This window comes from Citrifermentans bremense R1, assembly GCF_000426865.1.
Lineage (GTDB): Bacteria > Desulfobacterota > Desulfuromonadia > Geobacterales > Geobacteraceae > Geomonas > Geomonas bremensis.
The window spans coordinates 67,336-92,250 of the sequence record NZ_AUGE01000011.1; the positions used below are offsets into that span (position 1 = coordinate 67,336).

The following is a 24,915-nucleotide window of genomic DNA, read 5'->3' on the forward strand; positions in this document are numbered from 1 at the left end:
CTGTAATTTCTCGGTTCTCGTCATCGGGAGCACGCCCTAGAAGAGGAGCTGCACCTGGGCGCGCGCCACCAAGTCGTCGGACTTGTTCTTGTAGGTGTGGCGGTTGCCCACGTCGCCCTGGATCTTCAGGTTGTTGCCGTACAGGAAGTAGTTGACCCCTCCTTGGATCTCGGAAACGGCGTCGTTGGCAAGCTGGCGGTTCGGATCCATCCAGGCGTAACGGAGCGCAAGCTCCAGGCGCTTCGGAATCACGAAGTAGCCGGCCTGCACGTAGGCGCCCTTCGCGATAAGTTCCTTGCCCGAGGCCTCGCCCTGGGCTTTGCCCCAGAAGTACTCACCCTGCATGGAGGCGCCCAGCCACTTGCAGGCGAAGTCCGCTTCCCAGGAATCCACCGAGATGTTCTCGGCGGCCGCAGTCCCGAAATACTTCCCTTTCACCGCCGTGCCGAGCCAGCCGTTGCCGTCGGTCACGAAGTTGGAATTGTTGTTGTCGATGGCGGAGGTCGCCGTGGAACCGGTTCCGGAGACCGTCTTTTTCAATGTGCTCAGGTAGTAGCTGCTTCCCAGGGAAACCAGGGGTTTCGCGGAGTGCTCCAGGTCGCCCTCGCCGTACTTCATGTCGCCCAGGGGATTGAAGGCCAGCCTGAAGTTGTAGGCGTTGTCGTTGGTCTTGTTCTTGGTGTTCTGGCCGGCGCCCCCGAACAGCCCCGCATCGTACTTCACCACCCCCTGCCAGAGGTCGCCGTGCAGGTTGATGCCGGTATCGTACCCCTGCATGAAGGCGTTCCTCACGAAGGAGCCGTCGACGAACTGCTGCGCCGTGTTGGAGGTGATCCACTGCCTGGAATACTGGATCTTCTCCTGCCCCAGCATGACCTGCAGTTCGTCGGCGACCCGGTACTTCAGGTTCACTTCTTCCATGGCCTTGGTGTTGTCCTTTACCACGTTGGCCCAGTTGTAAGTCGCCTTGTAGGTGAGGTCCTTGGTAAAGGCGTAGCCGCTCAGGAGGGTCTTGACACGCCGCAGGTTGAACTGGCTCACGTCCTGCTTGCTGGCCGCTTCGTAGTTGTCGAGTTCGTATTGCGCCTGGATCTGTCCGCCCAGCTGCAGCTGGAACTTCTGGTCCGGCGAAGTGAAAACGAAACCCTTGCCCAGCTTGTAGTCTAAAGGCTTCGCTTTCGACGCTTCCTTGTACTCCGCCTCGGTAATGACACCTTTCTCCTTCAGGATGTCCTCAAGGCTTTTCGCCTGGACGTCGTGCCCAACCGCCATCACCGCCAGAAAACCTGCCATTGCCACTGCCGTATGCTGTCTCATGATCCTCTCCTTCGGATTTTAGGGCGCAGGCCCTGTGATTGCTTTTGATCTTAATTAGAGCAGGATCGATACCAAAGCAGGGCAAATGAGATAACAACTCGTAATTGCGGGCTAATTTGACAAAACAAGGGAGGATGCTGCAGACAACCGCTATAGTCCCAGACTATTGGGGTTTTGCGGCGGGGGCGGGGAACGGTTGTATTTACTGGAACTTACGATGGGTATTGCCGGAGTCTATAGCTATAGACTCCGGCAATAGGGGTTCAGCCGCGGGCGAGTTTCAGGCGCTTCCAGAGGGAGGGTTGGGAGATGCCCAGCAGTCGTGCCGCCAGTGTCTGGTTGCCGCCGGAGCGGTTCATGGCCTCATCGAGGAGGTAGTTCGCGGCGTTGGCGAAGGTCGGGAGAGGCTCGAAGCCCGCAAACGGGTTCTGATCGGGCACCCGCTCCGCAACTCCTCCGCCGGCGGCGCTGATCGCCTTTACAAAGGAGTCCATGGAGAGCATGCGCTCCTTGTGCGTGCTGACCGCGTCGAACACCATCGCCTTGAATTCCCTGACGTTTCCCGGGAAGCTGTAGGTGGAAAGGAGCTGCACCAGCCCCGGGGGCGGAGTCGGCTTCTTCTTGTCCAGCATCTGCGCTGCTTGCTCCAGGAACAGGTCGAGCAGGTACGGGATGTCCCCCTTTCGGCTGCGCAGCGGCGGTACCTCGACGTGGTGGGTGCGCAGCCGGTAGAACAGGTCGCGCCGGAAGCCCCCTTGGGCGACCTTGGACTCCAGGTTCTGGTGGGTCGCCACCACGATGCGCGCCTTGAGGCGCCGGGGCTGGTCGCTCCCCAGCGGGAAATACTCCCCCTCCTGGAGCAGCCGCAAGAGTTTCACCTGCGAGGCGATGCTCAGATCCCCTATCTCGTCGAGGAAGAGGGTTCCGTTCGCTGCCGCCTCTATCATGCCGCGGCGGACCCCTTCCGCGCCGGTGAAGGCGCCGCGCACATGCCCGAAGAGGGTGTCCGCGAATACGGTGTCGTCCAGGCCGGCCACGTTGACCGCCACCAGGTCCCCCCGGCAGCCGCTCAACCGGTGGGTGGCCTGGGCCAGGAGTTCCTTGCCGCAGCCGCTCTCGCCGGTGATCAAGAGCGGGAGGGGGCTTACGGCCACCGCCTCGATGTAGGCGAAGATGGCCTGCATGGCGCGGTCGGCCGTGCAGATGGCGCGGAAGGCCTCCGGATGCTGCAGCTCGCAGGAGACGAAGCGCCGGGTCATCTCCTTGTTGTCGCGTTGCAGTTCCAGGTGCTTGATGGCACGCTGGACGCCGCAGACGATCCTCTCCTCGTCGTCCGTCTTCACGTAGTAATCGTAGGCGCCGAGCTTCATGCAGTTGACCACCTTCCCCACCTGGTTCAGGCCGCTGACCACAATCACCGCCACCGCTGGAAAGCGCTCGGCGATCTGGATCAACAGCTCCTCCCCGGAGAGATGCGGCATGGTCAGGTCGAGTAGAACCAGGCCGATCTCCCCCTGCGCTATGATCTCCAGCACCTTTCGGCTGTCGCTGCAGTACTCCACGTTGGTGATTCCGGAGCTGCTCTCCAATGCCAGCGAGAGCGAGCGCAGCCAGGCCGGTTCGTCGTCCACCAGCAGCACCCGGAAGGAGGGGTAGAACTCACTGTCCATTTTTGCTCCCTGCCACGGCAGCCGGCAGGGAAAGGGTGACCGTGGTCCCCTCCCCGAGCCTCGAATCGAAGGCGATATCACCGCCGTGGTCCTTGATTATGTTGGCGGAGATGGAGAGCCCAAGCCCCGTCCCCCCGCTCTCGCGCTTGGTGGTGAAGAAAGGGTCGGTGAGGTGCTTCAGGTGCTCCGGCGAAATCCCGCTCCCCTGGTCGCGGACCGTGAGCATCACCCTGCCGCTCCCCGCGTCGTACCTGGTCTGAAGCGCGATGGCGCAGCTGGGGTCGGGAAGGGCCTGCCCCGCGTTCATGACCAGGTTCACCACCACCTGCTCCAGCCTCTGCTCGTTGCCGAACACGGCAGGCAACGCTTCTGCATAGCTGACGCTGAAATCGTTGGTGAACTTGCGGGTGGCGACATCCACCAGGCGTACCGCCGTCTGCACCACCTGGTTGAAATCCAGCAGCTCCTTGCGGGCCTCGTCGTCCTTGCGGGCGAAGTTCTTCAGATCCTCGACGGTCTTCTTGATCCGCTCGGCGCCATCCTGCATCTCGTCCAGCATCAGCGGCACTTCCTGCCGCACCCGCTTGTACCTGATCCCCCCCAGGGTCAGCTCCCCCTCTTCCTCCTGGTAACGGTCGAAGATCCGCTCGGCATCGCGGAAAATCTTCTTCAGAGTAGGCATGTTCATCAGGATGATTCCGGTCGGGTTGTTGATCTCGTGAGCCACCCCGGAGACCAGTATGCCCAGCGCAGCCATCTTGTCCGCCTGCACCAGCTGCTGCTGGTTTCTCTGCAGTTCGGCCAAGGCGCTGGAGAGCGACTCGGTGCGCTGCGCCACCTGCCGACGCAGCGAGTAGGACCAGAGCACCGTTCCCATGAGGACCAGGGAAAGGGGGATCACGACCAGCGCCGCGTACTTGGCCACGTCGAGCCAAGAGGTCCGCTGCGGCTCCAAGACCCCGATCCACCTGTCGTAGATCTCGTTGAACTCGCCTGTTTTCTTGAGAATGGAGAGCCCTTCGTTCATCTGGGCCACCAACTCCGCATTGCCCTTTTTCACCGCGTAGCAGTAGTACCGCTGCGGCGCCACGTTGGTCGCCACCGGCACCAGGTTCGAAAGCTTCTCTTCGCGGATGATATACATGGCGGGGAGCAGGGCCACTACCGCGTAGTCGCAGCGTCCCGCCGCCAATTGCTGCAGCGTGTCCCGCGGGCTGCCGGTCAGCACCAGGTCCGCATCATAATGCTTTTCCAGCAAGTAGCTGTGCATGCCGCCGCCGCTATGCACCAGCACCTTTTTCCCCTTGAGCTCTTCCAGGCTTTTGACCGCCGGCGTCCCTTTTCGGGCAAAGATGGCCTGAACTATGATGGAGTGGGGGGTGGAGAAATCGTATTCCCGGGCCCTTGCATCCGAGTACGAGAGCCCTTCCAGAATGTCGACCTCGCCGCTGTCGAGCTCCTTGAGAATCTTGCCGAAATCGTCAAGCCGGATCTCGATCTGCATCCCCATTACCCTGGCGATGGCCCGGGTCAGGTCCACGATGAAGCCGCGAGGTTCGCCGTTATGATCCAGGAACTGGTAGGGAGGGTAGTTGCTGTTGCCCCCCACCACGATGACCCTCAGGTCGCGGCCGGGTGCCGGCCCGGCGTGCGCCGACGAGACAATGAGGGTGAGAGCGGCCAGCAGCAAAAGGGCTTTGATGGACATGGCAAGCGGCTCCAGAGACGCAGCAGGTGACATCTGTTGCCAAGCGGGAAGCAGCACAACAATATCGGGGAAAGTTGCGCCACTTATAGCACCTGCGGCAACTTCGCGTCAAAGCTTTTCCCCCAGCATCAACTGTCTGCACCCTCTACGGTCGCTCCGGCCTTACCGGAAAGGAGATCATAAAAAGCACACGCTATATTAAAATGAATTCATATTGTTATAATGTTCCCTGGCCAGGCCCCAGATAGCCGGGTAATCCCCAGGAAAGAGGTGCGATATGGGAACTTCTGCAGGCGTTGGCTTCAGCCTTCACAAAAACCCGGCTGACGCGGGCAAGGAAGCGGCTCTCCAGGCGATGGAGCGGGGCGGGATGGCCAAACCGGATTTCGTCTTCGTCTTCGCCACGGTCGGGTACGACCAGGAGCTTCTGATACGCTCGGTGCGCGACGCCACCGCCGACGCCCCCTTGAGCGGCTGCTCAGGGGAGGGTGTGATCACGGCGGGCGCCGCCGCCGAGACCAACTTCGGGGTCTGCGTGCTGGCCATAGCCTCGGATGAGGTCAGCTTCGCCAACGCCTACGTGCAGGGGCTCGATGCCGGATACGCCCGGGCCGGCGAGTTGCTGGCCGAGCAGGTCCGCCCGCTGCTCCATGCCGACGCCGTCGCCTGCTTTCTCTTTGCCGACGGCCTCCTCTTCGACTTCGATCCCTTCCGGGACGCCTTCGAAAGGGCCCTCGGGCACGGGAGGCCGCTCCCCCTGTTCGGAGGGCTTGCTGCCAACAACCTCTCTACCCGGAAGACCTACCAGTACCATGACGACCAGGTCATTTCCGAAGGGATCTGCTGCGTCGTCATGTCCGGCAATGCCAGGCTCGCCTGGGGGGTCAACCACGGCTGCGTGCCGGTGGGAACCCGGCGCACCATCACCCGCTGCCACGGCAACATCATCTACGAGATCGACGGCATCCCTGCACTGGAAGCCTTGAAGGAGTACATCGAAGACGGCTCCGGCAGCGACTGGAACAAGGTCACCCTCAACCTCTGCCTCGGCTTCAAAACCCCGGAGCACCTGAGGAAGGAATACGGCGAGTACATCATCCGCTACATGATGGACAAAAACGACCAGGAGGGGTGGGTAAGCATCCAGTCGGATGTGACCCCGGGAAGCGCTCTTTGGATCATGAGGCGGGACAAGGAGCTGATGCGGGAAGGGCTGCAGGCCATCTCGCAGCATATCAGGGAGCAGTTGGGAGAGAACCGGCCCAAGCTGGTGATGCAGTTCGAATGCATGGGGCGCGGGCGCGTGGTCTACCGCGAGCAGGAGAAGATCGAGCTGCTCAAGTCCCTGCAGGACGACCTGGGGGCGGAACTACCCTGGATAGGATTCTACTCATACGCCGAGATCGGACCGGTCTCCGGCTACAACTGCATCCACAATTTCACGTCCGTGCTGTTGGCCGTGTACTAGAGTGCCACGGGGTAACATGGAAAACGGGAGTCCCACCGACAAACAGGCCCTGGAGCAGCAGTTGACTGCCCTGCGCAGGGAAAACGAGGAGCTGGCCCAACAGGTCAAACGGCTGATCAGGGCCGAAGGGAAGCTCTACGAGTACCAGCAGGTGCTCGACCTCCAGTTGAACGAGTACAAAGGGCTTTACGACCTGAGCAGGAGGCTGAGCGGGAGCTTCTACATCCAGGGCCTGTTCCGCGAGACCGTGCAGTACGTGGTCCAGCAGCTGGAGTACGAACGGGCTATCCTGCTCCGCCGCGAAGAAACGGTTACCTACCGCGTCTTGGCCCTTGACGGCTACTACGATCCAAGCGAAAAAGAACAGGCCGCCGCAATTACCATGAAGTACGGCGCCCCCTGCCTCTCCCCCCTTCTAGCCGGCAGGGAGCATGTCACCTGCACCGCAACCTCGACGGAACCCGGAAACGGATGCCGACGGCGCCTACTGATGGACGAGTTCCTGGTATACCCCCTAGGCCACGACGAGGTCCCTCACGCCCTGCTGGTGGTCGGCAACACCGCGGTCAATGCACCCTTTCACCGGCGGGTGCAGGAAAGCGACCAGGCGCTCCTCAGCATGGGAAACCTGGTCGGTCTCGTCTCATCCATTCTGGATACCCACATATTTTTCGAACGGATGATGGAGGCCCGCGAGCAGGAACGGGTCGCCGAGGCGAAGTACCGCAGCCTTTTCGAGAACGCGGCGGAAGGGATCTTCCGCAGGACCCCCGAAGGGCGATACCTCGACGCGAACCCCGCCCTCGCCCACATGATGGGATATACCTCGCCGGAGGAACTGGTCGCCTCCATCACCGACATCGGTACCGAGGTCTACGTGGACCCCGCCTCCTATGCGGAGATGCAGAGGGTGCTGGCGGTCCACGGCAGGGCCGAAAGTTTCGAGACGCAGATCTACCGCAAGGACGGCAGTGTGATCTGGGTATCCCTGAGCCTGCGCGCAGTGCGGGACAGCGAGGGGAAGGTGCTCTTTTACGAGGGGATGTCGGAGGAGATCACCAAAAGGAAGATCGCCGAGGCCGCGCTGCGCGAGAGCGAGCAGAAGTACCGCCAGTTGAGCGAGGCGCTGGAGCTGCGCGTGCAACAGGCGGTCGACGAGCTGCGCCAGAAGGACAAGATGCTGATCATGCAGGGGCGGCAGGCGGTGATGGGGGAGATGCTGAGCAATATCGCCCACCAGTGGCGCCAGCCACTGAACATGCTGGCCTTGCTGGTCCAGGACGTCCAGTTGACCCACAGGCAAACCGGGCTCAGCGAAGAGTTCATATGTGAGAACGTCAGAAGGAGCATGGAGATCATCCAGCAGATGTCCCAAACCATAGACGATTTCAGGTATTTCTACCGGCCGGACCGGGAAAAACTGGAGTTCACGGTGAGCGAGCCGCTGGATAAGGCGCTGGCCCTGTTGAATGGGAGCTTAAGGATACACAGCATCGAGATCCAGGTCCTCAAAACAGGCGAGCCTGCAATCAAGGGATATCTCGGAGAGTTCGTCCAGGTCCTGCTCAACATCCTGATCAACGCTCGCGACGCGCTCATCGCCAGCCGCGCCGCTTCGCCGCTCATCACCGTCAGGCTCTACGAGGAAGGTGGGGAAACGGTGGTTAGCATCGCTGACAACGCCGGCGGCATCCCCGAGGAGATCAAGGAGAAGATCTTCGAACCCTACTTCACCACCAAAGGGCCCGACCAGGGAACCGGCATCGGGCTTTTCATGTGCAAGACCATCATCGAGAAGAGCATGAACGGCAGGCTCTGCGCCAGAAACAGCAGCGAAGGAGCCGAGTTCGTCATCACCGTCCCCAAAACTCCCTGATATCGCTCAATATGGCGTCCGAGACCAGCTCCTCGGCCCCGGACTCGAACCAATCCCCAGGCATGGCGGAACTGTACTCCTCTTGCAGGAAACGGTCGTCCATCAGGACGATCAGGCCGCGGTCCGTTTCCGAGCGGATCACCCGCCCCGCCGCCTGGATCGCCTTGGCCATGGCCGGAATGGTGTAGGCGTACTGGTACCCGTTGCCGTAATGGCGCTGGTAGTACCCCCTCATCTCCTCCCGCTCCAGGTCGAAGTTGGGAAGGGGAGGACCGACCACGAAGGCGCCGATCACCATGTCCCCCGCGTAATCCACCCCCTCCGAAAGGGAACCTCCCTGGACGGCGAAGACAAGCGTCGGGGCGTTCCCCGCGCGCAGCCGCTCAAGGATCTCGGCTACCCTCGCCCCGCTCATCTTTCTCTCCTGGAGCAGCACCTCAAACCCCTCCGGCGCCCGGAAGAGCTCCGCCACCCGCTCAAGGAAAACGAAACTCGGGAAAAATGCAAGGTAGTTGCCGCCTTTCAGCGCCACCACCCGGGCCAGCGCGTCGGCGATCCTGCCGTAATTGCGTTCGCGCCTGGAGTACCTGGTCGATATCTGCGGGATGATCATCAGCTTGCGCAGGCTGCTGGGAAAGGGGCTCTGGAACTCGGCGCAGCGCACCTGTTCGGGGTCGAGCCCGGAAAGCTTCGCGTAGTACTCGAACGGCTTCAGGGTTGCGGAGAAAGCCACCACCTGCTGGTACTCCCCGTACCGGTCTGCAATGAGGGCGGAGGCGTCGCAGCAGGTGATCTTGACGCTCCCCCCGCCGGAATGCGGCTCATAGGAGGTGAAAAACTCCTGCCGCTTCGAGGCGGTGGCAAACTCCAGGATCTCGGCAAACTCCCCCCAGTAATGGCACAGCCTCAAAACCGGGTCCTTCTGCCTGATCTCCACCTCCGCCTCCAGGTAGCGCGACAGCAAGGCGCGCAGCCTTGCGTCCAGCTCAAGGAATGGGGCCAGGGGGGGCTCTATCTTCACCGGGCGCATCCCTTTTCCGCTACCGCTGCAGGACGCCACCGCCGCCAGGCACTCCTCCAGAAGTTCCAGCGCGTCGCGCCGGAAAGGTTTGGGAAGTTCCGCCAGCTCGCCCCGCAGCCCCTCCAAAAGCGCGCTGGAAAGCCTGGGGGAGTAGTAATCCATGGCGCGGGATGGAAGGTTGTGCGCCTCGTCTATTACCAGATTCGGCTTCCCGCTCTGCTCCACGGCGAGTGCCGCGGCCCGCCCCAGCGCGGACCTGGGGGCGAAGACGTAGTTGTAGTCGCAAATGACGACGTCGGCCAGCGGCACCGCTTCGATCTGCAGCTCGAAGGGGCAAAGCTGGTACTTCTCCCCGAATTCCCGGAAGGTCCGCGCTTTCAGCTTCCTTTTCCTGGCCATCAGCTCGACAACGCCCAGCCGGGCGAGCTTGCCGTAGTAATCGCGCGCATACTCGCAGTAGTCAGGCATGCAGACAGGTTCGTTCATGAAACAGATCCTGTTCTTCGCCGTCACGGTGAGCGAACGCAGCGGCACCCCCGACTCGCGAAAGCGCTCCATGGCGTCCTCCGCCACCTCGTGCTGGCTGTTTTTCGGCGTCACGTAGCAGACCGTCTGGCCGCGCCCGAGCGCCTCCTTCAGCACCGGGTGCAGGACCCCAGCGGTCTTTCCCAGCCCGGTCGGCGCCTGGATCAGCATGGCGCGCCCATCGGCCATGCCGGACTCGATCTCCCCCATCAGCTCAAGCTGCCCGGGGCGGGGGGCGGCAAAGGGGAAAGGGAACTCCTTTGCCGCCTTCCTTCTTCTACGGGCGCGCTTCGAGGCCTCGTCCGCCTCCCGCGCCAGTTCGTCCAGGCGCAGCTCCAGCCAGCCCCGGTACGCCTCCAGGTCCAGTTGCACCGGGAGGTCCTCCGAGGCGCCGTTACGGGAGGAAACGAGGTGGAAGGAGAGGCGCGGTATCACGCCGTGCTCCAGCCAATGGAAGTAGCCGTAGGTGAGAAGCTGCAGCGAATACGGCTCGTCCGTGCCCGCGTGAGCCAGCCGGCGCCGGAGCTCCCACAGGTTGAAGCAGCTCTTGATCTCCTCGATTAAGGGTGGAGCGTGGCGGAAGATCCCGTCCAGGCGCCCGTTCACCTGGAACTGGTACCCTCCCCTTTCGAAGACGCGGCTGACCGGCACCTCGGCCTGATAGCTACTGTCGGTCAGCGCGCGCTTTTTCTGGATCTTAAGGTGAATTTCGCGCCCCTCCGCGGTGGAGCGGTCGTAGCCGGAACGGGGCTCTATGCTCCCGGTGCGGGGAACGGGAAGGGCGAAATATCCTACCGGGATGTTGATGAGATTCGGTGCAGGCTTCATGGGAGAACTCTTGACGCGAGGACGGACATACCTCTTTGATTTAGCGACACTTTCCAATGAATGACCTGCGCTTGTCAAGTTAAGAATGAGGACGATTGCAATCCATGAGGAAGCGAGTATTCTCTTTCCCTGTGCATTCTCATTACTTGTCTAAAGGAGATCTCACCAATGAAAAGAATCCTCGCAGCTGTCGTGCTCTCCCTTTTCTGCGCCGGTTTCGCTGCCGCTGCCGACGACGCCGACGTGGTACTGCCGGCGAAAAACGGCAACGTCACCTTCCCCCACAAGAAGCACCAGGACATGAAGGAGCTGAAGTGCACCGACTGCCATGAAACCGACAAGGGAGGGAAGATCGCCAACCTGGGCAAGGAGTGGGCCCACAAGACCTGCAAGGGGTGTCATACCGACAAAGGGAAAGGCCCCACCAAGTGCACCGAGTGCCACAAGAAGTAACCCCTCCCCACTCACCTATAAAGGCGGAGGCTGTCACGGCCTTCGCCTTCGTTGTTTCCCCAGCCTCTGCCCCCCAATTAAAATTAAAATAAACAAACTACATGAAGGCCAACATTGACATCTGTTAATTTTTATAGATAATGAACCCTGCTCGTGGCAGCAAGATTGTTCAGGGGAAGGGCCGTCGGCAGCGCCGCGTCACCCATCAGGCTCTAATGATCGACATTCTGTGGTAGGGAGAACGTATCATGAGGGACCCGTTCCACGATCTCCATCATCAAGAAGCGAGCATCACCTCACACATCAGGCTCATCTCCGAAGGGGGCAGTTCCCATGCCGGCAGTGTCGAGCTGGTTTGCATCGACTCCATCCACGCCACCCAGACCTGCACGACCGAATCCCAGCACAGCGGCTATCGCTCAGCTACCGCGTGCAACGCGGCCACCCCTTTGGAAATATCGCTATGCTGCATCGGCGCGGAACACGCCCATGAACTGGACCACCAGTCGATCCCGGAGGTACTCAGGCAGCGCTTGGAGCGGCTTGGGAAGGCTCTCGGTGAAGGCGCCAGCGTGAGCGTCAGGCACCCCGGCAGGCTTTGGTCCATAAGCGACGCTAAGCGCAGGTTCTCGGCAAGAAGGGTCGCGGCACGCATAGCGGTGTACCCCGAGCCTGAGCCTTGAAGAAAATCTCACCCGATTAGGTTCCGCTGGCCGGTCCTTTCAACGCATAGCGGCCACGGTGCTTACCAGACGAAGACCACAGGAGAGAGCAATGGGCGAAGACAACAACCATGGGGGGGAAGCCGGTTCCGCGTCCACGCATGTAAAGCTCGTGTCGGAAGGTGGAGTCGATGCGCCCGAGGCGCAACGCGCGCGGTTCTGGTCGCCGGAACAGATGGTGGCTAGCTGCATCACCCCACAGCAGATGGATAATTTCAGGGCCTACAACAACGTCTGCATGACGCTTCCCACCAACGACAGGTATGCCTTTTCCGTTACCATGGAACATGCGACAAAACTGGATGAGGGGGTGATCCCTGAATCCATGCTTCAGGAATTCGAGGCAAACGCTACGCCCCTCTCCCAGGCAGCCCGCCTCAAGGTGCAGCACGCAGGCAGGGTCTGGTTCATCCTCGATCTGGACAAGAAGTACTCGGTGCGCATGGTACCGACGAGGCTGCTGGTGTACAGCGAAACGCTGTGACCCGCCCAGGGGCAGAGAACCATTATGAGTGACTATCACGCCTTCGAGCAAGGCGGCGACAACTTCCTGTTTTTCTCGCGCTCCGCGCGGCTCTACCAACTGAGCGAGATAGCCTCCCGGATGCTCACTGAACTCCGGCCGCCGCAACCAGGGCTTGGTACACTCCCCCCCCCAGGCCTCCCCCCACGCCATCTTTCCGCCGGTGAAGCGCCGCTTTATGCCGAGCTTTGCGACTTGCTGCACCAGGAGCTCGGGGTTCCGCTTCCCGTGTCCCGGGACCCGCAGACCAAACCGGGAGAAAACTGCCTCCAGACCTTCTCCATCTATCTGGCCCAGAACTGCAACATGGCGTGCTGCTACTGCTGGAACTGCGGGGGAACCTTCGGAAAACCCGGGCATCTGATGGGAGAGAAGTCGGCGCAGCGTGCCATAACGCTCATCCTGGACCTGGTTCAGGCATCCACCGCAGACAAGATTTTCATCAACTTCTACGGCGGCGAGCCGCTGCTTGACTTTCCTATCCTGACCAAGATAACCCTGGAATTGCTGCAGCACGAGGCGCGGCTGGGCAAGAACTTCTACCTCACGCTGGACACCAACGGCACTCTGCTGGAGGGGCCGGTAGCGCAGTTCCTGGCACGCTACTTCACCCAGATCGGTGTCAGCCTTGACGGAAACCAGCGGGTCCACGACATCCAGAGACCAGGAAAGTACGGCGAGAGCACCTGGCAGCTCATCGTCAACAACATGAAGGCCTTCCCCAACCCGAAGCTCTTGGGCATCCGGGCCACCCTGACCGCGTTCTCCGACAGCTACCTGGAGACCTTCCGCCAGCTCAGTACGCTGGGGGTGAGCCGGATCCAGCTGGAATACTGCCATGAGCCCGGGTACCACAAATACCCCATCTTCGAAAAGCTGAACGTGCCGGTGGAGCGGCAGTTGACCGAACTCCGGGAGTTCATCGACTACTACGTCGATTACATCAGCCATTACCAGGAAACCCGCGACATCCCCTTAGCCTCCAACGTCCTCGACAACATCACGAGGATCAGGCGCGGCAGCCGCTTCACCAAGCCGTGCGGCGCCGGAACCAACACCCTCGCCATCAACAGCCGCGGAGAAATCTTCCCCTGCATCGCCTTCGTGGACCGTGACGACTTCGCCATGGGGAAGGCTGGCGTCGACTGCGGTCTCTCCCTGCACGACACCCTTTCCGGCTTCGAGGTCGACGGCCAGCTCCCATGCCATTCCTGCTGGCTGCGCTACGACTGCGCCGGCGGATGCTACGCCACCCATTACGACATGACGGGGAACCCCCGGCACCCGCACCCGCATTACTGCGAGAGCATGAAGGGGCGGGCCGAGGTCTACTTCTACGCCCTGACCCAGATGCTTAACAAGTGCCCGTGGCACCTGCAACGCAATCCCCATTCTGATCCCTCCTAGCCTACTGTTTCCCCCTCGCCCCTTCATGAGTTTTTTCGTGTTGACACGAGACTGCATCGGTACGATTATGAGGGCGGCTCTGCCGTTAATGAGCCATTCCGGGGGATATTATGGCCAGGAAGATCTTCATCGCGGCATCGGGTCAGAACATAGGCAAAACCACCATCAGCGTCTCGCTTTTGCACCTGGCCCAGAAGAAGTACGGGCGGGTCGGTTTCATGAAGCCTTTGGGGCCAAAGCCTGCCCTTTTGCGCGGGGTGTCCGTCGACAAGGACGCCGCCCTCATCGCACAGGTGTTCGGGCTCGACAAGGACCTCCCCTACATGTCCCCGGTCGTGGTGCACCCTGACACCTCGCGCCAGGCCATTGACGGCAAGATCCCCCTGGACGAGCTTCCCGACCGGATCCTCGCCAGCTACGCGGAACTGGAGAAGCACTGCGACTTCATCGTGATAGAAGGGTCGGGGCATCCCGGGGTCGGGTCCGTGCTGAACCTCTCCAACGCCCGCATCGCGAAGATGCTGAACGCGCCGGTCCTGATGGTGAGCGGCGGCGGGGTCGGCAACGTCATCGACACCATCGCCATGAACACCGCGCTCTTCAAGTTGGAAGGAGCCGAGGTGCGCGGGGTGCTGGTGAACAAACTCTTTGCCGAGAAGCGGGCGCAGACCCTCGACTACCTCACCCGCGCCTTCGCCGGAAAGCCCTTCTCGGTGTTGGGCGGGTTCGACTATAAACCCGTGCTCGCCAACCCGACGCTTAGCCGGGTGGCGCGCCTTTTGGACCTGCCGCTGCACGGCAACCGCCGCGAGGTGCGGCGCATCATCCATCACGTGCAGATCGGCGCCGCCTCCACCCAGCGCGTCACGGAAATGCTGCGCGACTCCTCGCTGTTGCTCGTCACCAGCAGCCGAGACGAACTCCTGGTCACCTTGGCCAACCTCTACCAGATGCCGGAATACCGTTCCCGGATCGTGGGTCTGGTCATCCCCGGGATCTCCGACGTCAGCGTCATCACCCAGCGCATCATCGACCGCAGCAACATCCCCTATTTCCGCACCGACAAGCTGAGCACGGCCGACCTTTACCGCATCATCACCGACGACGTCTCGAAGATCACCGCAAGGGATACGGAAAAGCTGCGTCTCATCAAGTCACTAGCCGAGGAAAGGCTCGATTTCGACGCCATAGACGAGGTCTTCGCCACCCCGCCGCAGGTCTGACCGGCTGCGGGACGCCAGTTCTGCCCCCTCTCTTCAGAGGCCAAAAAAAATACCCCTCGCCGTATGGAGAGGGGTATTTTTCGCGTTCAGCGCAGCGCCATTACTTCTTGTGGCACTCACCGCACTTGGTCGGGCCTGCGCCCTTGTCCGAGTGGCATCCTTTACAGGTCTTGTGGGCGAAATCCTTGCCGAAACCCTCGATCTTGCCCGGTCCCTTCTCATGGCAGGCCTTGCAGTCCTTCAGGGTGTCCTGGTGTTTCTTGTGGTTGAAGGTGACGTCCCCGTTCTTGGCGGGGAGGGTGATGACATCCGCTGCCAGAACTGCCCCCGCGCTGAAGATGACCATAGCTACTGCGGCGATTGCTTTTTTCATTTCGTTACCCCTTTTCTTTTTTGAGTTTTTTGCTGCCGAACTGTGGTAAAAATAGCATCGAACGAGGGCCCCCGGTATCGACATCTATAGCAATATGACCCGATGTCGGGTTCCGGACACCCCGCATCGGGCTGGAAACGGTGCTGAAATGACGCCAGGGGAGCCGGCAGCATGATGGATGCAAACGACAGAGCCGACAAGTTATCCGCCGCAAGCGTCGCCATAGACGGGGTCCGGATAAGGACGGTCCGCGAGGCGAAGAGGCTGACCCAACTCTACGTCGCCAACGTTGTGGGAGTAACCACCGACACCATCTCGCGGTGGGAAAATAACCGCTATCCCTCCATCAAGCGGGAAAACGCCCAAAAGCTTGCCGACGCCCTTGAGGTCCCGCTCGGGGATATCCTGCGCGACGAAGCACCTGTCCCCGAGGACGAACCCGGCACTGAGTTCCCTCCCCCCTCCCCGCGCCGGACGAAGCTCCTTATCCTCTTTGGCCTGGCCGCGCTCCTGCTGCTTCTCGTTGTCGTCATTCTCGCCCGCACCCCCTCCTCCGCTCCAAAAGCAGTGCGCTGGCTGCCGCGCTACGCAGCGCCGGGAGAGGTCATCCCGGTGCAGGTCAAGGTCACACGCCTGCCTGCCGCCCCGTTCGGGTTCATCCTCAAGGAGAAACTTCCCGACGGGATGCGGCTGGTGAGTTCGGTTCCCCCTAATTCCGCGGCCGAACCTGCCGGGTCGAGCCTCAAATGGCTGGTTCCCGGTGGAGGAAGCCCCGTTACCATCTCGTACTCGGTGCGAACCCCTGCCCCCTTCGCGCAGGGCAAGGACGTCAAGGTAAAGGGGGAGATCGTGCTGCACGGAGGAGGCGCCAACCGGACCGAAGAGGTCGGCGGCGGCAGCGAGGTTCGCATCGGCCCGTACCACTGGGCAGACGCCAACGGCGACGGACGCATCGACGACGACGAGATCATGCCGGCCTACTACGTCTGCGACGAGATGAAGGGGCTCGGGCTGGACTGGAAGACCATCGAAGCGATCTGGACCGGCAAAGGGTACCGTTGGGATCCCAAGACCGGTTACACCGTCCTCAAGTAGTCCCGGCACGCATTCCAATCCCGCCAAAATTCTCTCCTCTCCCCGTCAAACATTGGGTTACACTAAGAAAAGGCATGGTAAACTGATCTCCGCCGCTCACCACAGACCTGCCGCCAGCGGTAGCTTAACTAAACGGAGCAGAGGAGGAGTCATGAAAGCCCTGATTTTAAGTGCGGATAATTTCGAAGATACCGAATTGCTGGTTCCTCTTTACAGACTGCGCGAGGCCGGGTATGCGGTCGACGTGGCATCGGAAAAGGCGGGTTCCATACACGGTAAGCACGGTTACGAAGTGCCCGTGAACAAGCTGTTCAACGAGGTGACGCCGGCCGATTACGCGGTCCTGGTACTCCCTGGCGGCAAAGCGCCCGCGGCCATCCGCAACAGCCCGGCGGTCCATGAAATCGCCCGCGCCTTCATGTCGGCGTCCAAACCAGTGGCCGCCATCTGCCACGGCCCGCAGATCCTGATCTCTGCCGGACTGCTGAAGGGGCGCAAGGCGACCTGCTATGAGTCGGTGGCCCCTGAACTGCGGGACGCCCAGGCGCAGTACCAGGATGTCGAGGTGATAGTGGACGGAAACCTGATCACCTCAAGAAAACCCGACGATCTGCCCGCCTTCTGCCGCGAGTTGGTGCGCATGGTCAAGGCGGCTGCGTAAACCGAAGAAAAGGCATGCACCACAGAGGACACGGAGGAACACAGAGGATAACCAGAACCGGGTACAACCAAAAGGTTTATCTTAAAGCCTTGACTTTTCCTCTGTGATTCCTCTGTGACCCTCTGTGGTGAGAGCTTTTGATGCTACCTACAAACAAAAGGGCGGCCCCATCCTAGCGGGGGCCGCCTTTTTTTGTATCTCTGCCGTGACCTTGCTACTTCTTGAGGTTCTTCTTGATCCTTTCGACAGCCTCGACGACGTTGTCGCGGTTGCCGAAGGCCGAGAGGCGGAAGTACCCTTCGCCGCTGGGACCAAAGCCGCTGCCGGGGGTGCCGACTACGTGGCAGTCATTCAAAAGCTTGTCGAAGAAGTCCCAGGAGGTGAGCCCGGCTGGGGTCTTGAGCCAGATGTAAGGAGCGTTGACGCCGCCGTACACGGTAACCCCGGCCGCTGAGAGACCTTCGCGGATGATGCGCGCGTTCTCCATGTAGTAATCGATGTTGGCCTGGGTCTCTTTCCAACCCTGCTCGGTGTAAACTGCGGCGGCCGCTTTCTGCACAGGGTAGGAAGCCCCGTTGAACTTGGTGGTCTGACGGCGCAGCCAGAGCTTGTTGAAGCTGTACTTCTCGCCGTTGGAAGTCGTCCCTTCGAGCTCGTCGGGAACTACTACCAGGCCACAACGAACGCCGGTGAAGCCGGCAGTCTTGGAGAAGGAGCGGAACTCGATGGCGCACTTCTTAGCCCCTTCGACTTCGTAGATGGAATGCGGAATCGAGGGGTCGGTGATGAACGCCTCGTAAGCCGCATCGAACAGGATGATGGAGTCGTTGGCCAGCGCGTAATCGACCCACCCCTTCAACTGCTCCTTGGTCGCCACGGCGCCGGTGGGGTTGTTCGGGAAGCAGAGGTAGATCATGTCCACCTTCTCCTTCGGATACGCCGGGAAGAAGCCGTTCTCTTCGGTGCAGGGCATGTAGACCAGCCCCTTGTAGTACCCCTTGTCGTCGGCATCGCCGGTGCGGCCGATCATGACGTTGGTGTCGTTGTAGACCGGGTAGACCGGGTCACCGATGGCGACGGTGTTGTCGAGCGCGAAGATGTCGAGGATGTTGGCGCAGTCGCACTTGGAGCCGTCGGAGATGAACATCTCCGTGGTCTTCAGGTCGACGCCCAAAGGTTTGTAGGACTTCTCGATGATGGCGTCGATCAGGAAGTCATACCCCTGCTCCGGACCGTAACCCATGAAGGAGTTCTCGCTGGCGAGATCGTCCACCGCATCGTGAAACGCCTTGAGGATGGTCGGAGTAAGCGGCTGGGTCACGTCGCCGATCCCAAGGCGGATCACCTTCGCCTCCGGGTTTGCAGCGGCGAAGGCGCGCACGCGGCGGCCGATCTCGGGGAAAAGGTATCCTGCTTTAAGTTTCAGGTAGTTGTCGTTAATTTTTGCCACATCTTCCTCCAGAAAATTTTCTTATCTATCTCAGTCCCAGCACGTCCTGCATGTCGTAGACGCCCGGCTTGGCAGTGACCACCCATTTGGCGGCACGCACCGAACCCCTGGAGAACATGTCCCGGGTGTGGGCGCGGTGGGTAATCTCGATGCGCTCACCCATCCCGATGAAGAAGACAGTGTGCTCGCCGACGATGTCGCCGCCGCGCACGGTCTGCATCCCGATCTCGTCATGGGTGCGCTCGCCGCAGATCCCCTCGCGGTGGTAGTTGGCGACCTTGTTGTAGTCGCGCCCCAGCGCGCTGGCTACCACCTCTCCCATCCTTACCGCGGTCCCGGAGGGGGAATCCTTCTTCAGGCGGTGGTGCGACTCGACGATCTCGACGTCGAAGTCTTCGCCGAGAATCTTGGCGACGTCAGCCAGCACCTTGAAGCAGACGTTGACGCCCACCGACATGTTCGGTGCGATGATCACCGGGATCTCGCGGGCAAGTTCCGCAGCCAGGGCCCGCTCCTCGGGGGTGAACCCGGTGGAGCCTATCACGATGGATTTGCCGTAGAGCGCGCAGACTTCGAGGTTCTTCAGGGAGACCTTCGGAGCGGTGAAGTCGATCAGGACGTCGCACGCCTGAACCACGGCGTTCAAGTCGTCGCTGATGGCGACGCCGATGGCGCCCAGCCCCGCGTTGTAGCCGGCGTCCTGCCCCACCATCGGGTGCCCCGGGCGCTCCAGAGCGCCGCAGATCTCGACCCCTTCTGCTTCCTTGACGGCTGCGATGATCCGCCCGCCCATGCGTCCGGCAGCTCCGCAAACAGCTATTTTTACCATTAGGTTGTCTCCGTAAATAAAATCTATTCCTGATCAATTCCCCTTTTACAAAGGGGTACTCAGGGGATTTTCAGCTACTTCACTAGGCTCTAGGGGGACAGAATTCCAGGGGTTCCTGGGGGACAGGCACCTTGCGGAGCCAGTCCCCCAGGAATGCTAGATGAGCTTGTATTCCTTCATGATGGCGGTCAACTTGGCCAGGTTCGCCTCCATCAGCGGGGCGAGCGGCAGGCGGACCTCGGAGCTGCATTTGCCCATGAGGGAAACGGCGGCCTTGACCGGCACCGGGTTGCTCTCGATGAACATCGCGTTGGAGATCTTCAGCAGGTACAGGTGCAACCTGCGCGCCTCTTCCATGTTGCCGGCGTTGAACGCGTCGACCAGCGAAGAGACTTCCTTCGGCATGATGTTGGCGGTTACGGAGATGACACCTTTACCACCTGCGGCCATGATGGGGAGGGTGATGAAGTCGTCACCGGAAAGAACGTCGATCTTGTCCCCACAAAGGGCGAGCACCTCGGAAGCCTGCTGCAGCGAGCCGGTTGCCTCCTTGATCGCCACGATATTCTGGTGCACGGACAGCCTCGCCACCGTTTCCGGCAACAGGTTGACACCGGTGCGGCCCGGTACGTTGTAAAGGATCTGGGGGAGCGCTACGGCATCGGCAACCGCTTTGTAGTGACGGAACAGCCCTTCCTGGGAAGGCTTGTTGTAGTACGGGGTCACCAGGAGCGCGCCGTCCGCGCCCAGCTCCTTGGCGTGCTGGGTGATCTCGATCGCCTCGTGGGTCGAATTGGACCCCGTGCCGGCGATGACCGGAACCCTTTTGTTGACCTGCTCGACCACGACTTGGATGACACGGTCGTGCTCGACATAGCTGAGGGTGGAAGACTCGCCGGTCGTGCCGCAGGGAACGATTGCGTCGGTACCGTTCTCTATCTGGAATTCCACAAGCTCGCGCAGTTTCTCTTCGTCCACCGCTCCGTTTTTGAATGGGGTGACGATGGCTACGATGCTTCCTTGGAACATGTGCTACCTCCTTGTATGACTGCTAACGGTTATTGAAATTGTTAGAGCTCCGCGGCGCCGCGACAGTTTTGCCGCGGCTCCATCGGGGCTCGAAGCGTCAAGCGAGCGGAGCCTCTTAAAGAAAGGACGGAACGCGCTCGCCCCGGACCAGGTCCTCCAGCTTCTCCCGGTCGCGCACCACTTCGAACTTGCCCCCGTCGACCATGACTTCGGCGGCGCGGGGGCGGCTGTTGTAATTGCTGCTCATGGTGAAGCCGTAGGCGCCGGCCGACATGAATGCAATCAGGTCGCCCTGACGGAAGTTCGGTATCTCGCGCTCTTTCACCAGGAAATCGCCCGATTCGCAGATGGGACCGACGATATCGCCTTCGATCACGCCGTCCTGGTTCCTGAAGACCGGCCTGACGCCGTGGAAGGAGCCGTAGAGAGACGGACGGGCCAGGTCGTTCATGCCGGCATCCACGATGACGAAGTTTTTTTCCTCGCCTTTTTTAGTGTAGAGGCATTTGCCGACCAAAATGCCGGCATTGCCTACTAGGTTCCTCCCTGGCTCGAAAATTAGGTGCAGCCCGAGATCCTTGGTCTCTTCCTGGATGGAGGAGCCGTAATCTGCAGGCAGCGGTGGTGCTTCGTCGTCGTACTGGATGCCGAGGCCGCCACCAAGATCGAGATATTTGATGTCGATCCCCATCCCCCTCACGCCGTCCAGGAGCCTTTTCAGCTTCTTGATGGCGTCGACAAAGGGAGAGACCTTGGTGAGCTGGCTGCCGATGTGGCAGTCAATGCCCAGTATCTCTATGTTGGCGAGTCCCTTGGCGCGCTGGTACTGCTCCAGGGCGCGCTCGATGTTTATGCCGAACTTGGCCTTCTTCAGGCCCGTGGTGATGTACGGATGGGTTTGAGGGTCGACGTCCGGGTTCACGCGGATGGCGATACCCGCCTTCTTGCCGATACGGCCGGCGACATCGCTGATGCGGTCCAGTTCCTGCTCGGACTCAACGTTGAACATCAGTATTCCGCTCTCCAGCGCGTAGGCGATCTCGTCGTCCCTTTTGCCCACCCCGGAGTAGACCACTTTCTTCGGGTCCACCCCCGCGGCGAGCGCACGGTAAAGTTCTCCGCCGGAGACGATGTCGACCCCGCCCCCCAGGTTGATGAAGGTCTTCAGCACAGCGAGGTTGGAGTTGGCCTTGACGGAGTAGCAGATGGTATGAGGTGCCTGGGCGAAGGCATCGTCCATGGCCTTGTAGTGTCTTTCCAGCGTCGCCTTTGAATAGATATAGACGGGGCTGCCGACGGCGGCGACAATATCCTTTATCGCCACGTCTTCTGCGAACAGCTCTTCACCTTTATATTGGAAATGATGCATGTTCTCGTCCCCCTTAGATCTCTTTCAAAATCTACGGCGTAAACAAAAAAAGTTTTTATTTCTAACATACAAAAGATGCAGTTGTCAAAATTATTGCTCCCGGAAAGGGCTAAGAATTCCGGGGTTCACTCAGAGGTTTCCATCAAAAGAGGGGATAAGGCGACTACTGAAACAGTTTTTTACTATGTCCAAAAACAGCCTTGCTGAGTGTGCAATTTCCAATTATCTATCCACTATCGCCAGCAGAGAAGAATTCTTGGTTTCGATACCTTCCACTAGACCCTCAAGCAGTTGCTCGCCGACAGTCACTTCACGTCGTTAGTAGATTCTAAACAAATGTGAGACAGTCTCCGCTCTCCGGAAAATTAAACCTGAAGAGTTTGAACCAGCTCTGAGGGCCTCACTCAGCCAAATTGCACAAAAATTAGGCTTTCAAAAAGCAGTCAAAAACGGTCGATCTCACATCTCCCCAACCCATGGCTCATCTTTTAATCTGTCGTCCATTTATGACTGCTTTTTGCTCATTAGATAAAATATTAACAATTATTAACCTAGTTTCGCCCTATTATAACCAACGATCTGGCGTCGCCGGTGCCGGGAAGGGCAAAATCAATGATTTCGAGTACGCCGGTGCCGAGAGCGTCGAGTTTGTCCTTCGCTCCTTCCACCTCTTCGGCAGCGCTGCGCCCTTTCATGGCGACGATGCGTCCCTCCGGTTTCAGAACCGGCAGCGCCATGGCGACGAAGGAGGGAATGTCGGAGAACGCCCTGGATACAACCCAGTCAAAGCTGGCAGCATACTCCTGCGCCAGCGTCTCCGCCCGCACATGCAGCGCGGTGAAGCCCGTAAGGTTCAGAAGCCGCACCGCCTGCTTCTGGAAACTGATTTTCTTCACCACGGCATCCACAGAAACCATCTCCAGGTCAGGCTGTACGATCTTCACCGGGATACAGGGAAAGCCCCCGCCCGAGCCGATATCGAGCAGGCGCCCGGGGCCGCGCACCGCCTTGAGGAGGCTCAACGAATCGACCAGATGCTTGAGGGCGATATCCTCGTCGCCGGTGATGGCCGTAAGGTTAATCTTCCGGTTCCACTTCTTGAGCTCCTCGGCGAAGAGGTTCAGGCTCTCCAACTGCGCCGAGTCGAGCTGCACGCCCAGCTCGGCGGCGCCCTTTTTCAGGAGGTCTTTCGCGCTCTGTATCATCTGCCGTACCTCGCTTTGAGCGCGATGGAGAGGATGGTGATCCCCGCCGGCGTCACCCCAGGGATGCGGGACGCCTGTCCCAGCGTGTCCGGCCGGAACCGGACCAGCTTCTCGCGCACTTCGGCGGAAAGGCTCGGAACGGTGCTGTAGTCCATGTCCGCGGGAATCGTGGTGCTCTCCAGTCTCGCCGCGCGAGCTACCTGCTCCAGCTGGCGCTCGATGTATCCCTTGTATTTGATCTGGATCTCAAGCTGTTCGCGCACCGTTTCCGGCAACTTCATAATCTCCGGGTAAATCCTGGAGAGGTCGCTGCAGGTGAAATCGGGACGACGCAGCAGCTGCTCATAACTGATGGCATTTTGGATCCCGACCAGATCCCACTCCTGCAGAAGTTCCTCACCTGCTGCCGACGGCGTCAATCTCTCCCTCGATAGCCGATCCAGTTCCGAGTCGATCAGTTCCTTCTTGGCCAGGAAAGAGTGGTACAGGCTCTCGGGAACCAGCCCGATGTCGTGCCCCTTCTCCCGCAGACGGAGATCCGCGTTGTCCTCGCGCAGCAGCAGCCGGTACTCGGCGCGCGAGGTGAACATGCGGTACGGCTCCTTGGTGCCAAGCGTCACCAGGTCGTCTATCATGACGCCTATGTACGCCTCGCTCCTACTCAGCACCAGCGGTTCCTTCCCCTGCACCCTGAGCGCCGCGTTGATCCCTGCCATAAGACCCTGGGCAGCCGCTTCCTCGTACCCCGAGGTGCCGTTGATCTGCCCGGCGTTGTACAGGTTGCGGACCAGCTTCGTCTCCAGCGAGGCGTGCAACTGGATCGGGTTGACGTAGTCGTACTCGATCGCGTAGGCCGGGCGCATGATCTCCACCCGCTCAAGCCCTTCGATGCTGCGGTAGAAGGCCCACTGGATATCGATGGGAAGCGAGGTCGACATCCCGCTCGGGTACACCTCGACCGTCTCGCGCCCTTCCGGTTCGATGAAGGTCTGGTGCCTGTCCTTCTCGGGGAAGCGGACCACCTTGTCTTCGATGGAGGGGCAATACCGGGGGCCTATCCCCTCGATGATACCGGCGTAAAGCGGCGAGCGGTCCAGCCCGGAGCGGATGATGTCGTGGGACTTTGGATTCGTATAGGCAACGTGGCAGGGAACCTGCGGCTGCTCGATCCTTTCGGTGGAGAAAGAGAAAGGGATCGGATTCTCGTCCCCGTGCTGCGCCTCAAGCCTGTCGAAGTCGATGGTCCTGCCGTCCAGGCGGGCGGGAGTACCGGTCTTCAACCTTCCCACCTCGAAGCCCACGTCCTTCAAGCCGTCCGAAAGGCCGATGGAGGGAAGGTCCCCTGCCCTGCCGCCCGGGTAATGGACAAGACCGATATGGATAAGCCCGCGCATGAAGGTACCGGTGGTGAGAACAACGGTCCTGCTTAGGTACCTCACTCCGCCCTTGGTGTCCACCCCTGCAACCGAGCCCTCTTCCAGGTACAGGTCAGTGACCTCCACCTGCTTCAGATCCAGGTTATCCTGCTGCTCCATGACGTGCTTCATGCGCAGGCGGTACAACTGCTTGTCGGCCTGTGCGCGGGAGGCGCGCACCGCTGGGCCCTTCTTGGTGTTGAGCACGCGGAACTGAATTCCGGTAGCGTCGATGTTCCGCCCCATCTCCCCGCCCAGTGCATCGATCTCCTTAACCAGGTGCCCCTTCGCCAGGCCACCGATGGCCGGGTTGCAGGACATGAGCGCAATGGCGTCCAGGTTGATGGTGAGCATAAGGGTGGAACGCCCCATGCGGGCAGCGGCCAGAGCGGCCTCGCACCCGGCATGACCGGCACCGACCACGATCACGTCATATGTCTTATCGTAAACTATCAAAACCTTACTCCATTGATGCCTGAGACTTATTTGCCGCAGAGGACGCTGAGGTCGCAGAGGGATTTAAACTGAATTGTTCCACGTGGAACATTAGGTCTAACGGCGCAACCGGCGTGCGCTCACAGCGTGAAAACAACGACTATAAATATCCTGGCAGCTTCCCACGTTGCAAACTTCACCGTACCGTATCCTTCATATCGTGCTCTGGAGCCAGCAAACTATCAGCATAGGTTCCAAAGCTATGTTCCACGTTAAACAAACTAGAAATCCTGAACCATCCCGAGATGTTACA

The 24,915-nt window shown here is 60.3% G+C and carries 20 protein-coding genes; 9 read left to right on the top strand and 11 right to left on the bottom strand.

The features are described 5' to 3' along the window. Positions 1-36: 36 nt before the first annotated feature. The 3 genes from K419_RS0108945 to K419_RS0108955 form a co-directional block, all read right to left on the bottom strand. A complete protein-coding gene (locus tag K419_RS0108945; RefSeq protein ID WP_026841283.1) occupies positions 37-1,317 on the bottom strand; it encodes a porin in 1,281 nt (426 codons plus the stop codon). Between the two features lie 263 nt (positions 1,318-1,580). After that, the gene (locus tag K419_RS0108950) at positions 1,581-2,987 is read right to left on the bottom strand and encodes a sigma-54-dependent transcriptional regulator (protein ID WP_026841284.1); all 1,407 of its coding nucleotides are present in this window, start codon (positions 2,985-2,987) and stop codon (positions 1,581-1,583) included. Further along, positions 2,977-4,695 carry a transporter substrate-binding domain-containing protein gene (locus tag K419_RS0108955; RefSeq protein ID WP_026841285.1) on the bottom strand — a complete coding sequence of 573 codons (1,719 nt, stop codon included), beginning with the start codon at positions 4,693-4,695 and terminating at the stop codon, positions 2,977-2,979. The genes K419_RS0108950 and K419_RS0108955 overlap by 11 nt, the downstream gene beginning before the upstream one ends. A 277-nt stretch (positions 4,696-4,972) precedes the next feature. Between K419_RS0108955 and K419_RS0108960 the strand changes: the two genes are divergently transcribed. After that, positions 4,973-6,163: an FIST signal transduction protein gene (locus K419_RS0108960; RefSeq protein WP_026841286.1), complete on the top strand. Its 1,191-nt coding sequence runs from the start codon at positions 4,973-4,975 to the stop codon at positions 6,161-6,163. Between the two features lie 16 nt (positions 6,164-6,179). Next, positions 6,180-8,039, top strand: a complete 1,860-nt coding sequence (locus K419_RS0108965) for a PAS domain-containing sensor histidine kinase (protein WP_026841287.1) — start codon at positions 6,180-6,182, stop codon at positions 8,037-8,039. On the opposite strand, the gene K419_RS0108970 is transcribed toward K419_RS0108965, so the two are convergent. Beyond that, positions 8,017-10,413: an ATP-dependent DNA helicase gene (locus K419_RS0108970; RefSeq protein WP_026841288.1), complete on the bottom strand. Its 2,397-nt coding sequence runs from the start codon at positions 10,411-10,413 to the stop codon at positions 8,017-8,019. The two genes, K419_RS0108965 and K419_RS0108970, sit on opposite strands and share 23 nt — an antisense overlap. 168 nt (positions 10,414-10,581) lie before the next feature. Between K419_RS0108970 and K419_RS0108975 the strand changes: the two genes are divergently transcribed. The 5 genes from K419_RS0108975 (at position 10,582) to K419_RS0108995 (ending at position 14,741) form a co-directional block, all read left to right on the top strand. After that, entirely contained in the window at positions 10,582-10,866 is a 285-nt protein-coding gene (locus K419_RS0108975; RefSeq protein ID WP_026841289.1) for a cytochrome c7, read from the top strand. 248 nt (positions 10,867-11,114) lie between these two features. Next, positions 11,115-11,549, top strand: a complete 435-nt coding sequence (locus tag K419_RS0108980; RefSeq protein WP_026841290.1) for a hypothetical protein — start codon at positions 11,115-11,117, stop codon at positions 11,547-11,549. Positions 11,550-11,640: 91 nt separating this feature from the next. Further along, complete coding sequence (locus K419_RS0108985) at positions 11,641-12,072, top strand: hypothetical protein (RefSeq protein ID WP_026841291.1); 432 nt, start codon at positions 11,641-11,643, stop codon at positions 12,070-12,072. 24 nt (positions 12,073-12,096) lie between these two features. Further along, positions 12,097-13,518, top strand: coding sequence for a radical SAM/SPASM domain-containing protein (locus tag K419_RS0108990; RefSeq protein WP_026841292.1), 1,422 nt, complete (start codon positions 12,097-12,099; stop codon positions 13,516-13,518). A gap of 110 nt (positions 13,519-13,628) precedes the next feature. Further along, a complete protein-coding gene (locus K419_RS0108995) occupies positions 13,629-14,741 on the top strand; it encodes a phosphotransacetylase family protein (RefSeq protein ID WP_012532475.1) in 1,113 nt (370 codons plus the stop codon). A gap of 100 nt (positions 14,742-14,841) precedes the next feature. On the opposite strand, the gene K419_RS0109000 is transcribed toward K419_RS0108995, so the two are convergent. Next, the gene (locus K419_RS0109000) at positions 14,842-15,114 is read right to left on the bottom strand and encodes a cytochrome c7 (protein ID WP_012532476.1); all 273 of its coding nucleotides are present in this window, start codon (positions 15,112-15,114) and stop codon (positions 14,842-14,844) included. Positions 15,115-15,285: 171 nt separating this feature from the next. On the opposite strand from K419_RS0109000, the gene K419_RS0109005 reads away from it, so the two are divergent. Then, complete coding sequence (locus K419_RS0109005) at positions 15,286-16,209, top strand: helix-turn-helix transcriptional regulator (RefSeq protein WP_026841293.1); 924 nt, start codon at positions 15,286-15,288, stop codon at positions 16,207-16,209. Positions 16,210-16,360: 151 nt separating this feature from the next. Then, positions 16,361-16,870: a type 1 glutamine amidotransferase domain-containing protein gene (locus K419_RS0109010; RefSeq protein WP_012532478.1), complete on the top strand. Its 510-nt coding sequence runs from the start codon at positions 16,361-16,363 to the stop codon at positions 16,868-16,870. 214 nt (positions 16,871-17,084) lie between these two features. Here the strand turns inward: K419_RS0109010 and K419_RS0109015 are convergent, their stop codons facing one another. The 6 genes from K419_RS0109015 to mnmG all read right to left on the bottom strand — a co-directional run bounded on the left by K419_RS0109015 (position 17,085) and on the right by mnmG (position 24,623). Continuing rightward, positions 17,085-18,320 carry an LL-diaminopimelate aminotransferase gene (locus K419_RS0109015; RefSeq protein ID WP_026841294.1) on the bottom strand — a complete coding sequence of 412 codons (1,236 nt, stop codon included), beginning with the start codon at positions 18,318-18,320 and terminating at the stop codon, positions 17,085-17,087. 25 nt (positions 18,321-18,345) lie between these two features. Continuing rightward, complete coding sequence (gene dapB, locus K419_RS0109020) at positions 18,346-19,149, bottom strand: 4-hydroxy-tetrahydrodipicolinate reductase (protein ID WP_026841295.1); 804 nt, start codon at positions 19,147-19,149, stop codon at positions 18,346-18,348. A 156-nt stretch (positions 19,150-19,305) separates the two neighbouring features. Further along, positions 19,306-20,178 (bottom strand): 4-hydroxy-tetrahydrodipicolinate synthase, encoded by an 873-nt coding sequence (gene dapA / locus K419_RS0109025; RefSeq protein WP_012532481.1) that lies wholly within the window; start codon positions 20,176-20,178, stop codon positions 19,306-19,308. Positions 20,179-20,293: 115 nt separating this feature from the next. Continuing rightward, positions 20,294-21,547, bottom strand: coding sequence for a diaminopimelate decarboxylase (lysA, locus tag K419_RS0109030; protein ID WP_026841296.1), 1,254 nt, complete (start codon positions 21,545-21,547; stop codon positions 20,294-20,296). A 551-nt stretch (positions 21,548-22,098) separates the two neighbouring features. Beyond that, a complete protein-coding gene (gene rsmG / locus K419_RS0109035; protein ID WP_026841297.1) occupies positions 22,099-22,752 on the bottom strand; it encodes a 16S rRNA (guanine(527)-N(7))-methyltransferase RsmG in 654 nt (217 codons plus the stop codon). Continuing rightward, positions 22,749-24,623 carry a tRNA uridine-5-carboxymethylaminomethyl(34) synthesis enzyme MnmG gene (gene mnmG / locus K419_RS0109040; protein ID WP_026841298.1) on the bottom strand — a complete coding sequence of 625 codons (1,875 nt, stop codon included), beginning with the start codon at positions 24,621-24,623 and terminating at the stop codon, positions 22,749-22,751. Before mnmG ends, rsmG begins: the two co-directional genes overlap by 4 nt. Positions 24,624-24,915 lie beyond the last annotated feature (292 nt).